This window comes from Mesorhizobium sp. M0189, assembly GCF_040322135.1.
Taxonomy (GTDB): Bacteria; Pseudomonadota; Alphaproteobacteria; order Rhizobiales; family Rhizobiaceae; genus Mesorhizobium.
Genome location: NZ_JAMYSW010000005.1, coordinates 96,357 through 109,170, shown reverse-complemented (window position 1 = coordinate 109,170; position 12,814 = coordinate 96,357). Strand labels below are relative to the sequence as shown.

Here is a 12,814-nt window from a genome sequence, read left to right as displayed (position 1 = left end):
AGCCACCTTGTCCTACAGAAGAAGATTTGAGGAGTTCGGTGTCGCCTGGCCGTCGCTCGAGCGGCCTGCTTTGCCGTTCTCGCCGACGGTTCGGGTCGCCGACATCGTCTATGTCTCCGGTCAGATTCCCGAGATCGCGCAGGAGATCGCCGCGATCGGCCAGGTCGGCAGAGAGATCGATCTGGCTGCTGCGCAGAACGCCGCCCGGCTCTGCGCGGCCAACATCGTCTATTGGCTGGACAAGGAACTGGACGGCAATCTTGACCGTGTCGTGAAATTCGCCAAGCTGACCGTCTATGTGAATGCGACGGCCGGCTTTTCGGCCTATTCGGAGGTCGGCAACGGAGCATCCGAATTTCTGCTCCATGTTTTCGGCGAGCGTGGCGAGCACGCCCGCTGCTCGCTCGGCATGGCCGGCTTGCCGGCCAATGTTCCGGTCGAAGCCGACGCTATCGTGCATGTCCGCTAGGGAAGTCGCTCGAAATAGCCAGTGAAACCAGCAGGAGGCTTGGCTTGATGGATGCAAATCTTGAGGGGCGGAGGGCGCTTGTTCTCGGCGGAGGCAAGGGCCTCGGTTTCGGCGTTGCCGAAGCGCTCGCGGCGAAAGGCGCCGAGATCATCCTGGTCGGACGAGGGGAGGCGACCCTGGATGTGGCGCGGCGCGCGATCGAGGCCGCCGGCCACATCTGCTCGACCTTCAGCGCCGACCTCTCCGACCACGACAGCGTCTCCCGGCTGATCCATGCCGTCGAGGACGAGCATCAGCGGATCGACATCGTCCTGCTCAATGGCGGCGGCCCGCCGCCCTTCGCGGCCAGCGTCTTCGATGCGAGCGTCTGGGAGAAGCAGTTCACCAGCATGGTGCTGAGCCAGATGCGCGTTGCCATTTCTTTCCTGCCAGGCATGCGGGCGCGGCGCTGGGGACGCATCATCGCCGTTTCCTCGACTTCCGTCCGCGAGCCGATCCCCGGCCTTACCGCCTCGAATGCGCTGCGTGCGTCGCTCGCCGGGTGGGCCAAGACGCTGGCCGGCGAAGTGGCGGCGGACGGCGTTACCGTCAACCTGTTGCTGCCTGGCCGTTTTGCGACGGACCGGACCAAACAGTTCGACGCCATGGACGCCGCCGACAGGGGTGTCGACGCTGCCGTGATCGCCGCCGAGAGTCAGGCCGATATCCCGGCAAAGCGCTACGGCACTCCCGCCGAATTCGGTGCGGTTGCAGCATTCCTGGCCAGCGACGCCGCCGCCTATATTACCGGCGTGGCTTTGCCGGTGGATGGCGGGCTCAGTCGCGGCATGGTGTGAGGAGCAGGGGGCGGCGGCGCGAATGGTCGCATCACACAGGAACGCCCCTCGTGCCTTTTATCTGCGCGGGGGGCGTCCTGGTGATCGTCCGCCTTTTCTCAAGATCGCTCTTTCGAGAACGGCGTTCGACACCGAAAAAATGCTCCGGCGCCAAAATGGTTCCCGGCTAAGTGGTTTTTTCGGCGGGCAATAGCCCGGTTTTCGCTGTCGTATTTGCCGCCGCCGCGCATCTCCACGAGTGTTGCAAATCAAAAAAATTGACACAGCGCGCAAAGAAGTCTACAAGAATTTTGTCGATGTTTGTTTGACCGACTTTTGTTATCCGCGTGCCGAGGCGCGCCTTTGACGAACTTCCCCATCAAAATCGAGACAAACGTTGTTGTGCATCCGCATGACGGCGAACGAATATTTGCCATGGAAAGGGTTCGTTATGAGCACAGGCACAGTTAAATGGTTCAACGCCACCAAGGGTTTTGGTTTTATTCAGCCTGACGACGGTTCTGCCGACGTTTTTGTCCACATCTCAGCCGTCGAGCGCGCCGGAATGCGCGACATCGTCGAGGGCCAGAAGCTTGGCTACGAGATGGTCCGCGACAACAAGTCGGGCAAGATGTCCGCCGACCAGTTGAAGGCGGCCTAAAACGGAATTCAGCCTCACCGGTGACCACGGATGTACTGGCACCGGTGAATGGCAATTCCAGCGCATGGTCGCGGGGAGGTTAAGCCCCCGCTCATGCGCATGAGAAGAACGTTTCTTTGCGCGTCTCTCGGGATGCGCGGGCGCTCTCATGGAAGGTCAGGCGGTGCCTGGCCTTTTTCATTTTTGCGCTTCGACCGCCGAAAGAGCGCTGCTCGACGGCCCGGACGTGCTAAGAGGCTGTTTCGAAATTCGCTCTGACGGCCATCAGACGGCCGTCAGAGCAGAATTTCCAAACGGTCTCTGAGGACGTTCCAGCAATTTGAAACCGGCTGCCGTATTGCTTTGTGCGGGATCCTGGCCGAAAGACCAATCTCGCCACTTTTCGGCGGCGCGCTCCGAACCGGGAGAAAGACCTTGACCGCAACTTCAAAAAGACCCCGCGACCAGGCCGAATCCATTTTTAGCAAGACGCGGACCCAGTCGATGTCGCTCGACCGCATCAATTCCGAACGGGATGCCGTCAGCCAGGCGCGCGAAGCCAAGACCGCGCGGCTGCGCGAACTGCGCCTGGAAAAGGAAGCCGATGACATGGCGGCAGCGGTTGCGCTCGCGGCCTCGCCGAAACGCGCGGGCAAACGCTGATGGCCACCAAACGCGTGCCTCAAAAGGCGATCGCCGCCGATTCGACCATCGCCGATGTCGTGGGTGAGCTCGACAAGCCGGTCGAATATGTCCGGCGCGTGCTCGAAAAGCTCGAGCGCTGCCGGCGTGTCCACGGCGATGCCCAGGTGCGGCTCGGCGTGCGCGGCCGTGCCGAATGCCCCAATTATCTGATCGAATACGTCCGGGAAAACGCCAAGACGCACGAGCGCGTGACCTATCAGGACGCCGCCTACAGCGGCAGCACGCATCGCGAGCTGGCGCCCCGGCACATCGAGGAAGCCAGGAACTGGTCGCCCGAAGAAATGAACATCACGGCCGTTTCGGCGCTCATCGGCCGCCTTCGCAATCCGAATGCGCCATCATCGCGTTTCTCTGACGAGGATTGATATGGCAATCAAGTTTTCCGCCAAGGGCCAGCCGGCCGCGCCTACTGCCGCCGTGAAGCCGGCCAAGCCGGCCGCCGCACCAAAAACCGGTGAAGCCGCCGAAGCGGGTACCGATCTGTTCAGGTCGCCGGCCGAAGCACCGCCGCGCAAGCCGAAGAAGAAATAGCACCCTTGCAGCAAAATGCCGGCCGGAAATCTGCGCCAAGGCTGCTTGCCCTGGCGGTCGCAGAGGATTTTTTGTCGCCACAAGAGGGCGCCGATCCGGTTGCCTTCGATTGCCAGACCTGTGGCGCCTGCTGCGCCTACTCGTCAAGATGGCCGCGCTTTTCAACCGAGGATGACGCGCAGCTCGACCTTATCCCGCAAAAATACGTGGCTGCCGATGAAGCCGGCATGCGCTGCGACGGCGCGCGCTGTTCGGCACTGTGCGGCGAGGTCGGCAAGTCGACCGCCTGCGGCATCTACGAGATCCGTCCCGACGTCTGCCGCGCCTGCATGCCGGGCGATGACGACTGCCTGATGGCGCGCCTGGCTCACGGACTGCCGGTGGTATAGTGACGGCCCTCGGGCAGTTTTGAAATTCGTCAGTCAGATGATCGAAAGTCGCTGCGGTAGAGGCCGGGCGATCGTCCGGTCAACCGTTTGAATGCCTGCGAGAACGACGGCACCGATTCATATCCGACGGCGCGCCCGATCTCGCCAATGTTCTGGTTCGTTTCTCGCAGAGCCTTGGCGGCAAGGTTCATCCGCCATCGAGTCACATAGGACAGCGGCGGCTGTCCCACGAGTTGAGCGAAGCGACGCGCGAAGGTGGCCCGGGACTGTGCCGCGCCGCTGGCAAGGGAAGCGATAGTCCAGGGACCATCCGGCCGCTCGTGGATCAGGCGCAAAGCCTGCGCAATGCCTTTATCGCGTAAGGCGCCAAACCATCCGCCTGTTCCGAGAGGCTGATGTTCTATCCAGGCACGCAATAAGAAGATCAACGTGCTGTCGAGAAGATGTGGGGCGACAATGTCGTGACCGCCGAGATTGCTTTTTGCTTCGACCTGCAGAAGTTCCAGGGCAAGCCGCAGCGGCTCGCTGGTGTCGATCTGATTTCGGGTCAAATGGATCAGCGGTGGAAGCAGCGAAACCATCGGATATGGTCCGACGCCGTCGAGTGAATATCTCGCACAAAGAAGAGTTGTCGCGCCGCTCTCGCTTTTCGGTTCCAGTCCGCTCCGATTTGCGGAAAGGACGGCGGATATCGATGCCGTCGGTGCATCCGCCGGATTGCAAAGGGCATGCCCGATACCGCTCGCGACAAGGATGACGTCTCCCTCGCCTAAGCGGATCGGCTCCTTTTCACCGGCTAGCCGCAGCCAGCATTCGCCGTTCTGTATGACGTGGATGGCGGCATTCCTTATCGGATCGACCGAAATACCCCATGGCCGATGCAGGGTCGCGCTGCCGATCATGGCGCTGCCAAATCTCAGCGAAGCAAGAACTTCGGACAAGGCGTCCATGAAAACCATCCTCCGATGATGAATCGGACGACGATATTAGACGATTGGATAAGAATCTAGGCGAATAGCGTATCGACCATCTCACAAGCGTGGCTGATTATGTTGGCAATGTTGGCCTGTGGACGCTCCTGTCCACAACAGGCGGAAGCAGCCACCTCACGGAGCAAAAACATGCGTGACGAACCATCAAATCCAGTTACAGCCAAGGTCCATAATTCGCTCGAGACCAACAAGACGATCGTCCTGGACTTCATCGACAAAGCGGTAAACCAGGGCAACATCGAAGCTGCTTCGATGCATTTTGGCGAACGCTACATCCAACACAATCCGAACATTGCGGATGGTGCGGACGGCTTCAAAGCCTATCTGCAGCAGCTCAAACAGTCATTTCCCCTCGTGAGGGGAGAGGTGAAGCGGATTTTTGCCGAAGGGGATTTCGTCATCGTGCACATGCACGCAAAACGCGAACCCGAAGAGGAGGGCTTGGCCATCGTCGACATTTTCAGGCTGAACGAAAGTAAGCTCGTCGAACACTGGGAAGTTCGGCAGCCCATCGCGGATAGCAAGCTGCACGCCAATAGTATGATCTGAATGCGGACAGGCTCTCAGGCTGGCTTGTGCCCGCACGTTTCGCTGATTACGCTGCCAGCGGCAGGGCCAGCACCGGGAGACCATCTGTGAGCATCGAATTCCTGTTGACGTCGCTGATTGTCGTGGCTTCGCCCGGCACTGGCGTTCTCTATACGCTGAGCGCCGGGCTTTCGCGTGGTGCGCGCGCCAGCGTCATTGCTGCTTTCGGCTGCACGCTCGGCATCATTCCGCACATGGCGGCCGCCATCACCGGCCTCGCGGCTCTGCTGCACACCAGCGCCGTCGCCTTCGAGACGCTGAAATATCTCGGCGTCGCCTACCTGCTCTACATGGCCTGGAACACGCTGAAGGAGAAGGGCGGCCTGAGCGTCGACGAAAATGTCGCGCCGCGCTCGGCCGGCAAAGTGATCACTTCGGGCATCCTCATCAACATCCTCAATCCGAAGCTGTCGATCTTCTTCTTTGCCTTCCTGCCGCAATTCGTCAGCACCACCGAATCGCATGCGCTGTCGAAGATGCTGGAGCTCAGCAGCGTCTTCATGCTGCTCACCTTCGTGGTCTTTGTCGGCTACGGCATCTTCGCGGCGTCGATCCGCAGCCATGTCGTGTCGCGACCAAAGGTGCTGACCTGGATGCGCCGCACCTTCGCCGGAGCCTTTGTCATGCTCGGCGCCAAACTGGCGCTGGCGGACCGGTAGACAGCCTTATGCCTTCACGTAGCCCATGGCCTCGACAATCTGCCCGTCCGCCACACGCATCAGGTTGACGCCGCGCAGCGAATTGCCGTCGGCCATCCAGTAGCGCCAGCGGATCGTCGCCCGGTCGCCGGCGACGAAGGTTTCTTCGATGTCGAAGCGCATGCCGGGTCCGGTCGCGATCGCCGACCACAGTTCGACGCAGGCGCCCTTGCCGATGCGGCGGGCGCCGTCCGGGGCCGGCGTGGTGTTCTCGATCACGCAATCTTCCGCCACCAGATCGTCGAGCGCCGACGCGTCGTGGCGCTGGAAGACGTCGTTGTAGCGCCGCATGATCTCGGCCGTTTCGGCGGAGCGTTTTGCCGCGGCGATGTCGATGATGAGTTCCTGTGTCATTGGATATTCCTTCCCTTCAGTGATCAGCAACGGTTTCGACGAGGCGGGCCTTGAGCGTGATCGCCGCGACGCCGGCCAGCGCCCGCGACACGAGGCAGCTCTCCTTGGCCGTCTGCGCCAGCCGCTCGAAATCCCCGGCAGCCAGCCCGGCCACGCTTGCCTCCGTCTCCAACTCGATACGGGTGATCGTCGGTCCGGCCGCGGTGGCGCCGAGATGCGCTTTCGCGATTGTGTGAATGCGTGCGGGAGTATAACCTTCGCGGCCCAGGATGGCGCTCAGCGCCATCGAGAAGCAGCCGGCATGCGCCACCGCGATCAATTCCTCCGGGTTGGTGCCGGGACCGTTCTCGAAACGCGACGGGAAGGAGTAGGCGCCTTCGAATACGCCGCTGCCTAGCCTCAGCCGGCCCGAACCTTCTTTCAACGATCCCTGCCATTGGGCCTCTGCTTCACGAATGGTCATTGTGTCTCTCCTTTGATTTGAGGGGGTCAATCAGATTTTGGGGGCGAACCAGTCAGGCGCCGTCGACGACCACTTTCCCGAAGACGTCGCCTTGCTGGAAATAACGGTAGGCGTCTTGGGCCTCGTCGAAGGCGAACACCTTGTCGATGACAGGCTTAAGCCGATGCACCGAGATGGCGCGCAGCATGGCTTCGAGGTTGGTGCGATTGCCGACGAAGAGGCGGCTGATGGTGGCGAGGCTGCGCTGGTAGACCGGGCCGGGGATCTGCACCGTCCCGCCTTTCGCATCCTGTATGGTGAGAAGCACGATGCGCCCGTAAAGCGCGCAGGCGATCATCGATTGCGCGAAGGTCGGCGGGCCGCCGGTCTCGACGACGAGGTCGATGCCACCGGTTTGCTCGCGCACAGCTGCACCCCATTCCGGCATGTCGGCCGTCGAGACGACGAGGTCGGCGCCCAGCGCCCGCAGCCGGTCCAGCTTCTCGCCGCGCGAGCTGACGGCCACGACCCGGCAGCCGAGCAGCTTGGCGAATTGCAGCGCAAACAGCGCGACGCCACCTGAACCGATGACCAGAACCCACTGCCCGGGCTTCGGCATCTCGGCCGCCGTCACGGCATTCCAAGCGGCCAGGCCGGCACAGGTCAGTGTCGCCGCTTGATGCCAGTCGAGATGATCGGGAAGCCACACCGCCCATTGCTCGTCGAGCACCGCGTATTCAGTCAGCATCCCGTCCAGCGTGCAGCCAAGCTGGTCGATCAGCCCGGCATTGATGCGGCCATCAATCCAGCGTGCAAAATAGCTGCCGGTGATGCGGTCGCCGGCGGCAAAGCGGGTGACGGCATCTCCGACGGCAACGACTTCCCCAGCACCGTCGCTCAGCGGGATAACGCCTTGGCGCGGCGTCAGCGGATAGGTGCCGTTGAGGATCATCGTATCGCGGCGGTTGAGCGATGTGGCGCGGACACGCACGACGATCTCGTGCGGCTTCGGCGTCGGCTGCGTCCCGTCGCGCATCACCAGGCACTTGGTCACGCCGGTTCCTTCAAGACGGTAACTACGCATTCGCCCCTCGCTGATATATAGACTGATCTACATATTATATAGACCGGTTGTCATATTCGAGGCAAGGCCTATAATGCTCATTCCTGACAGAGGTTGACATGGCGAACGACACCCGCACCCGCATACTCGAGACGACGGCGCTGCTGCTAAGGCAGCGCGGCTACCACGGCACGTCGCTCAACGACATATTGAGCGCCTCAGGCGCACCGAGAGGCTCGCTCTACTTCCACTTTCCGGGCGGCAAGGATCAGCTGGTCGTCGAGGTTACGCGCGATAGCGTCGCCGATGTGACGCAGAGGCTGGACGCCGCGCTCGCTGCCGAAAAAGATCCGGCGGTGGCGGTCCACCACATCTACCAATCGGTCGCGCGCATGCTGGAAGACAACCAGTTCACGCTCGGTTGCCCGATCGCGCCCGTGGTGTTGGATTCGCCGACCGACATGCCGGAGTTGGCTGAGTTGTGCCGGTCGGCCTTCGAGCAATGGATAGGCCTGCTCAGGGCGGCCTTCGTCAGGGCAGGGGTGCCCGAGCGCCGCGCGCACGCGCTGGCGCTGCTGGTCGAATCATCGCTGGAAGGGCTGATGGTGATCGCACGCGCCACCCGCGACCGCGCCCCGGTGCTGGCGGTAGCCGATGAGGTCGCGGCGCTGATTGAGGGGGCATTGCCGGCGAAAGAGATCGCAGTCACGGCGCATTGACGTTTCGCGCTTCCACGGCATCGAGGCCAGCGCGGAGCCCTGCCGAAGGGCCGACGCTCCAGCTCTGCAATTCACGTTCTGCGCCGACGCCGAAGAAACGGTCAGGGGTATGCTTCCGCTTGCTTTGGAATCGGACCGCCTCTCATCCTCCGTCCCATCAACGAAAAAGGGCGACCTCTCGGCCGCCCTTTCCGTACATGAAGGCTGATGGGTTGGATTAGAAATCCATACCGCCCATGCCGCCCATGCCGCCGCCGCCCATGCCGCCAGGCATGCCGCCGCCAGCCGACTCCTTCTTCGGAGCCTCCGCAATCATGGCTTCGGTGGTGACCAGCAGGCCGGCGACCGAGGCCGCGTCCTGCAGAGCCGTGCGCACAACCTTGACCGGATCGACGATACCCATGGCGATCATGTCGCCATATTCGCCGGTCTGGGCGTTGTAGCCGAAGGTCGCGCCCTTGTTCTCAAGGATCTTGCCGGCAACGATCGATGCTTCCGCACCGGCGTTGGCCGCGATCTGACGGGCCGGAGCCTGCAGCGCGCGACGCACGATGCTGATGCCGGCGGTCTGGTCGGAGTTGGCGCCGGTTGCCTTGATGCTCAGCGAAGCGCGCAGCAGTGCGACGCCGCCGCCGGGAACGATGCCTTCTTCGACGGCCGCACGGGTCGCGTTGAGGGCGTCATCGACGCGGTCCTTCTTTTCCTTGACTTCCACTTCGGTCGCACCGCCGACGCGGATGACGGCAACGCCGCCCGCCAGCTTGGCGAGACGTTCCTGCAGCTTCTCCTTGTCGTAGTCCGAGGTGGTCTCCTCGATCTGCTGCTTGATCTGGGCGACGCGGCCCTGGATCTCGGCCTTCTTGCCGGCGCCGTCGACGATGGTGGTGTTCTCCTTGGAGATCGACACCTTCTTGGCGCGGCCGAGCATGTTCAGGCCGACATTCTCGAGCTTGATGCCGAGGTCTTCGGAGATGACCTGGCCACCGGTGAGGATAGCGATGTCTTCCAGCATGGCCTTGCGGCGATCACCGAAGCCAGGCGCCTTGACGGCGGCGATCTTCAGGCCGCCACGCAGCTTGTTGACGACGAGCGTGGCCAAGGCCTCGCCCTCGACGTCTTCCGAAATGATGACCAGCGGCTTCGAGGTCTGCACGACAGCCTCGAGGATCGGCAGCATGGCCTGCAGGTTGGAGAGCTTCTTCTCGTGGAGAAGAATGTAGGCGTCTTCCAGATCCGCAACCATCTTCTCGGCGTTGGTGACGAAGTAGGGCGAGAGATAACCGCGGTCGAACTGCATGCCTTCGACGACTTCGAGCTCGGTCTCGGCGGTCTTGGCTTCCTCGACGGTGATGACGCCCTCATTGCCGACCTTCTGCATCGCTTCCGCGATCATCGAGCCGACCGAAACGTCGCCATTGCCGGCGATGGTGCCGACCTGGGCAACCTCTTCCGAGGTCTTGATCTTCTTGGCGTTCTTGATCAGCGTCGCGACGACGTCGGCGACGGCGAGGTCGATGCCGCGCTTGAGGTCCATCGGGTTCATGCCGGCGGCAACCGCCTTGTGGCCTTCCTGGACGATCGACTGTGCCAGAACGGTCGCGGTCGTGGTGCCGTCGCCGGCGATGTCGTTGGTCTTCGAAGCAACTTCGCGGACCATCTGCGCGCCCATGTTCTCGAACTTGTCTTCAAGCTCGATTTCCTTGGCGACGGTGACGCCGTCCTTGGTAATGCGCGGTGCGCCGAACGACTTGTCGATGACGACGTTGCGGCCCTTGGGGCCGAGCGTGACCTTCACCGCGTCGGCGAGGATGTTGACGCCGCGCAGCATGCGCTCACGAGCGTCGCGGGAGAATTTTACGTCTTTGGCAGCCATTTTTAGCTCCTGGCAGGGGCTTGGATTGAGCCCGAAGATTTAAATGAGGGTGAGGCCGATATTCAGCCGATGATGCCCATAATGTCGGCTTCCTTCATGATCAGAAGGTCTTCGCCATTGAGCTTGACTTCGGTGCCCGACCACTTGCCGAACAGGATGCGGTCGCCGGCCTTGACGTCCAGCGGGACGAGCTTGCCGGCTTCGTCACGGGCGCCGGAACCGACGGCGATGATCTCGCCTTCCTGCGGCTTTTCCTTCGCCGTGTCGGGGATGATGATCCCGCCCGCGGTCTTGGATTCGGATTCGACCCGACGAACGACCACGCGGTCATGAAGCGGGCGGAACTTCGACTTTGCCATTTTTTATTCCTCGATGAGAATGGTGAGAACAGTTCCTCCGTCCGGCGGCGCCGGACATGGTTAGCACTCATCTTGGGGGAGTGCTAACGTGGCGCTGAAATAGTCTGGCAACTCGCGCGAGTCAAGGCGCCCGGTGAGCATCATCAGAACAATTGCTTCAAACGGATGCTTCAAACAGATACTTGACCAAGTCAACTAAATGGCTGATCTTACCGGCAGGAGGATGCCATGACCATTCATCATCACCCAGGCAAGGAGCGGATCGACGCGGTGCGAGCCTTCAACCGCTTCTATACCCGCCAGATCGGGCTGCTCGACGAAGGGCTGCTGAAAAGCACCTTCTCGCTGACCGAGGCGCGGGTGCTCTATGAACTGGCGCATCGCGATGGCCTGACCGCCACGGACCTTGGGCGCGATCTCGGCCTCGATCCCGGTTATCTCAGCCGGCTGCTGAAGAAATTCGAGGAACGTCATCTGGTCGAGCGCGCCACGATCGAGGCGGATGCAAGGCGTTCGTCGATCGCCCTGACCAAGGCCGGGCGGCAGACTTTCGCGCCGCTGAACCAGGGCTCGCACGACCAGGTCGCGGCATTGCTCGACCGGCTTTCGGTTCCCGAACAGGACAGGCTGGTCAAGGCCATGCAGACGGTGCAGCGTCTGCTGGGCGCGACCGCCGAACCCAACATTCCCTACACGCTGCGGCCTCTGCAGGTCGGCCACATCGGCTGGATCATCCATCGCCAGGGCCTGCTCTACGCGCAGGAATATGGCTGGGACGAAACCTATGAGGCGCTGGTCGCTGAAATCCTCGGCACATTCGTCAAATCCTTCGATCCGAAATGGGAACGCAGCTGGATCGCCGAGCGGGAAAGCGAGGTCGTCGGCTCCGTCTTCGTCGTGCGCCAGTCGGACGCGGTGGCGAAATTGCGCCTGCTCTACGTCGAGCCCTCGGCGCGAGGTCTCGGCATCGGCAAGCGGCTGGTCGAGGAATGTATCGGCTTTTGCCGCGCCACGGGTTACAGGACACTGACGCTGTGGACCAACGACGTGCTCGCCGCCGCCCGCCACATCTATGAGTCTGTGGGCTTTAAATTGACCAACGAGGAGTTCCACCATTCCTTCGGCAGGGATCTGGTCGGCCAGAACTGGAACCTGGAACTGTAGCAGCGCTTCCGGCGCTTCGGCGTCGGCCTGCCGTGCCTCACCCTTTGATCGGTATCCAGATTTCCAGCCCGCCATTGCCGCTGCGCGGATCAAATTCGGGGCCGTAACGCTCGAATTCCGGCGCATCGGCGATCTCGTGCCCAGAGGCTGGCAGCCATTTGTTCCAGATCGTGTTGACCGTGCGGCGGATGGTCGAGATATGGTCACGATGGGCGAACACGCCGTATTTCTGCGTCGGCACGCGCACACGCCAAAACTCCCTCGGCAGGTCCGAAAAATCGGACACTTCGACGCCAGCGATGTAGTCGAAATTGCCGGCGTCGTCGCCGTTGACGCAGACGCCATAGGCGACGTCGCCGATCTCGCCAGGAATGTTGCCAATATAGGGGCCGAACCGCTGCCACTGCATCGGGATGCCGGCGCTGGTTTCGCAGCTGTAGCGCTCGCCGAGACCGGCGATGAGAAACGGCCGGCTGGTCTCAAAACGCGGTGGTTCGAGAGTGGCGAGAAAGGACTGGTCCATCAGGATCGGCTCCACAAGATCGAGGTTGTCGAGCGAGCCTTGTGCGCGTACCAGTTCCGGCGTGGTGCCGAACTGGTCGCGGAAGGCGCGGGTGAAGGCCTCATGCGAGGCATAGCCGGCGTCGAGCGCGACCGAGAGGATGTCGGGTGCGCCGGCGCCAAGCTTGCGCGCCGCTTCGGTCAGTCGGCGAGAACGGACGTAGCTCATCACCGAACGGCCGGTAGCCGCGCCGAAAGCCCGCGTCACATGAAAGCGCGACACCCCGCTGCTCTTGGCGACATCGTCCAGCGAGACTGCTTCGGGCAGATGGCTTTCGACGAACCACAGCGCCTTCTCGGTCGGATTCATTTGGCACCTCGCATTGGCCCAGTCTCCGCATTGGCCCAGTCTTTACATGGCCCAGTCTTTACATTGGCCATGTCTTATATTGGCAAGATTATGGTGCCGCTTCCTGGCGGAGGCAGTTTGATCGAAATTGCGCACTGCGCAA

At 62.0% G+C, this 12,814-nt stretch carries 18 protein-coding genes; 11 read left to right on the top strand and 7 right to left on the bottom strand.

What is annotated here, in order from left to right; genetic code table 11:
* Window positions 1–7 precede the first annotated feature (7 nt).
* From NKJ09_RS11475 to NKJ09_RS11445, 7 genes are all read left to right on the top strand, one after another.
* On the top strand, window positions 8–469 hold the full coding sequence (locus tag NKJ09_RS11475) for a RidA family protein (RefSeq protein ID WP_031195259.1): 462 nt from the start codon (window positions 8–10) through the stop codon (window positions 467–469).
* Between the two features lie 47 nt (window positions 470–516).
* Window positions 517–1,305: an SDR family oxidoreductase gene (locus NKJ09_RS11470; protein WP_023722748.1), complete on the top strand. Its 789-nt coding sequence runs from the start codon at window positions 517–519 to the stop codon at window positions 1,303–1,305.
* A gap of 430 nt (window positions 1,306–1,735) precedes the next feature.
* On the top strand, window positions 1,736–1,945 hold the full coding sequence (locus tag NKJ09_RS11465) for a cold-shock protein (protein WP_010915421.1): 210 nt from the start codon (window positions 1,736–1,738) through the stop codon (window positions 1,943–1,945).
* Window positions 1,946–2,359: 414 nt separating this feature from the next.
* Window positions 2,360–2,587, top strand: a complete 228-nt coding sequence (locus NKJ09_RS11460; protein WP_352481748.1) for a hypothetical protein — start codon at window positions 2,360–2,362, stop codon at window positions 2,585–2,587.
* Window positions 2,587–2,994 (top strand): hypothetical protein, encoded by a 408-nt coding sequence (locus tag NKJ09_RS11455; RefSeq protein ID WP_023722751.1) that lies wholly within the window; start codon window positions 2,587–2,589, stop codon window positions 2,992–2,994. Before NKJ09_RS11460 ends, NKJ09_RS11455 begins: the two co-directional genes overlap by 1 nt.
* A gap of 1 nt (window position 2,995) precedes the next feature.
* On the top strand, window positions 2,996–3,160 hold the full coding sequence (locus NKJ09_RS11450) for a hypothetical protein (protein WP_352481746.1): 165 nt from the start codon (window positions 2,996–2,998) through the stop codon (window positions 3,158–3,160).
* Between the two features lie 71 nt (window positions 3,161–3,231).
* A complete protein-coding gene (locus NKJ09_RS11445) occupies window positions 3,232–3,549 on the top strand; it encodes a YkgJ family cysteine cluster protein (RefSeq protein ID WP_502895891.1) in 318 nt (105 codons plus the stop codon).
* A 29-nt stretch (window positions 3,550–3,578) separates the two neighbouring features.
* On the opposite strand, the gene NKJ09_RS11440 is transcribed toward NKJ09_RS11445, so the two are convergent.
* Window positions 3,579–4,508 carry an AraC family transcriptional regulator gene (locus NKJ09_RS11440; RefSeq protein ID WP_352495559.1) on the bottom strand — a complete coding sequence of 310 codons (930 nt, stop codon included), beginning with the start codon at window positions 4,506–4,508 and terminating at the stop codon, window positions 3,579–3,581.
* A 162-nt stretch (window positions 4,509–4,670) separates the two neighbouring features.
* Between NKJ09_RS11440 and NKJ09_RS11435 the strand changes: the two genes are divergently transcribed.
* A complete protein-coding gene (locus tag NKJ09_RS11435) occupies window positions 4,671–5,090 on the top strand; it encodes a nuclear transport factor 2 family protein (protein WP_352495558.1) in 420 nt (139 codons plus the stop codon).
* A gap of 86 nt (window positions 5,091–5,176) precedes the next feature.
* Window positions 5,177–5,788 carry a LysE family translocator gene (locus NKJ09_RS11430; protein ID WP_352495557.1) on the top strand — a complete coding sequence of 204 codons (612 nt, stop codon included), beginning with the start codon at window positions 5,177–5,179 and terminating at the stop codon, window positions 5,786–5,788.
* Window positions 5,789–5,794: 6 nt separating this feature from the next.
* Here the strand turns inward: NKJ09_RS11430 and NKJ09_RS11425 are convergent, their stop codons facing one another.
* The 3 genes from NKJ09_RS11425 to NKJ09_RS11415 are packed head-to-tail and all read right to left on the bottom strand — an operon-like array spanning window position 5,795 to window position 7,677.
* A complete protein-coding gene (locus tag NKJ09_RS11425) occupies window positions 5,795–6,181 on the bottom strand; it encodes a nuclear transport factor 2 family protein (protein ID WP_352495556.1) in 387 nt (128 codons plus the stop codon).
* Window positions 6,182–6,197: 16 nt separating this feature from the next.
* Window positions 6,198–6,644: an OsmC family protein gene (locus tag NKJ09_RS11420; RefSeq protein ID WP_352495555.1), complete on the bottom strand. Its 447-nt coding sequence runs from the start codon at window positions 6,642–6,644 to the stop codon at window positions 6,198–6,200.
* Between the two features lie 52 nt (window positions 6,645–6,696).
* On the bottom strand, window positions 6,697–7,677 hold the full coding sequence (locus NKJ09_RS11415) for a zinc-dependent alcohol dehydrogenase family protein (RefSeq protein WP_352495554.1): 981 nt from the start codon (window positions 7,675–7,677) through the stop codon (window positions 6,697–6,699).
* A 128-nt stretch (window positions 7,678–7,805) separates the two neighbouring features.
* Here NKJ09_RS11415 and NKJ09_RS11410 point away from each other — a divergent pair, with 128 nt between their 5' ends.
* On the top strand, window positions 7,806–8,405 hold the full coding sequence (locus NKJ09_RS11410) for a TetR/AcrR family transcriptional regulator (protein ID WP_352495553.1): 600 nt from the start codon (window positions 7,806–7,808) through the stop codon (window positions 8,403–8,405).
* Window positions 8,406–8,622: 217 nt separating this feature from the next.
* Here the strand turns inward: NKJ09_RS11410 and groL are convergent, their stop codons facing one another.
* Both groL and groES read right to left on the bottom strand, forming a co-directional pair.
* Entirely contained in the window at window positions 8,623–10,278 is a 1,656-nt protein-coding gene (groL, locus tag NKJ09_RS11405) for a chaperonin GroEL (protein WP_352481739.1), read from the bottom strand.
* Between the two features lie 62 nt (window positions 10,279–10,340).
* On the bottom strand, window positions 10,341–10,637 hold the full coding sequence (groES, locus tag NKJ09_RS11400) for a co-chaperone GroES (RefSeq protein WP_006333965.1): 297 nt from the start codon (window positions 10,635–10,637) through the stop codon (window positions 10,341–10,343).
* A gap of 228 nt (window positions 10,638–10,865) precedes the next feature.
* Between groES and NKJ09_RS11395 the strand changes: the two genes are divergently transcribed.
* Window positions 10,866–11,801, top strand: a complete 936-nt coding sequence (locus NKJ09_RS11395; protein ID WP_352495552.1) for a bifunctional helix-turn-helix transcriptional regulator/GNAT family N-acetyltransferase — start codon at window positions 10,866–10,868, stop codon at window positions 11,799–11,801.
* A 37-nt stretch (window positions 11,802–11,838) separates the two neighbouring features.
* Here NKJ09_RS11395 and NKJ09_RS11390 read toward each other — a convergent pair whose 3' ends face one another.
* On the bottom strand, window positions 11,839–12,672 hold the full coding sequence (locus NKJ09_RS11390; RefSeq protein ID WP_352495551.1) for a GyrI-like domain-containing protein: 834 nt from the start codon (window positions 12,670–12,672) through the stop codon (window positions 11,839–11,841).
* Window positions 12,673–12,814: the final 142 nt, after the last annotated feature.

What these genes read in the sequence shown, in the direction of transcription:
- NKJ09_RS11410 (WP_352495553.1), top strand. Translation starts at nt 7,806, where the DNA reads ATGGCGAACGACACCCGCACCCGCATACTCGAGACGACGGCGCTGCTG.
- NKJ09_RS11390 (WP_352495551.1), bottom strand. Translation starts at nt 12,672, where the DNA reads ATGAATCCGACCGAGAAGGCGCTGTGGTTCGTCGAAAGCCATCTGCCC.
- groL (WP_352481739.1), bottom strand. Translation starts at nt 10,278, where the DNA reads ATGGCTGCCAAAGACGTAAAATTCTCCCGCGACGCTCGTGAGCGCATG.
- NKJ09_RS11455 (WP_023722751.1), top strand. Translation starts at nt 2,587, where the DNA reads ATGGCCACCAAACGCGTGCCTCAAAAGGCGATCGCCGCCGATTCGACC.
- NKJ09_RS11470 (WP_023722748.1), top strand. Translation starts at nt 517, where the DNA reads ATGGATGCAAATCTTGAGGGGCGGAGGGCGCTTGTTCTCGGCGGAGGC.
- NKJ09_RS11450 (WP_352481746.1), top strand. Translation starts at nt 2,996, where the DNA reads ATGGCAATCAAGTTTTCCGCCAAGGGCCAGCCGGCCGCGCCTACTGCC.
- NKJ09_RS11420 (WP_352495555.1), bottom strand. Translation starts at nt 6,644, where the DNA reads ATGACCATTCGTGAAGCAGAGGCCCAATGGCAGGGATCGTTGAAAGAA.
- NKJ09_RS11435 (WP_352495558.1), top strand. Translation starts at nt 4,671, where the DNA reads ATGCGTGACGAACCATCAAATCCAGTTACAGCCAAGGTCCATAATTCG.
- groES (WP_006333965.1), bottom strand. Translation starts at nt 10,637, where the DNA reads ATGGCAAAGTCGAAGTTCCGCCCGCTTCATGACCGCGTGGTCGTTCGT.
- NKJ09_RS11395 (WP_352495552.1), top strand. Translation starts at nt 10,866, where the DNA reads ATGACCATTCATCATCACCCAGGCAAGGAGCGGATCGACGCGGTGCGA.
- NKJ09_RS11425 (WP_352495556.1), bottom strand. Translation starts at nt 6,181, where the DNA reads ATGACACAGGAACTCATCATCGACATCGCCGCGGCAAAACGCTCCGCC.
- NKJ09_RS11465 (WP_010915421.1), top strand. Translation starts at nt 1,736, where the DNA reads ATGAGCACAGGCACAGTTAAATGGTTCAACGCCACCAAGGGTTTTGGT.
- NKJ09_RS11440 (WP_352495559.1), bottom strand. Translation starts at nt 4,508, where the DNA reads ATGGTTTTCATGGACGCCTTGTCCGAAGTTCTTGCTTCGCTGAGATTT.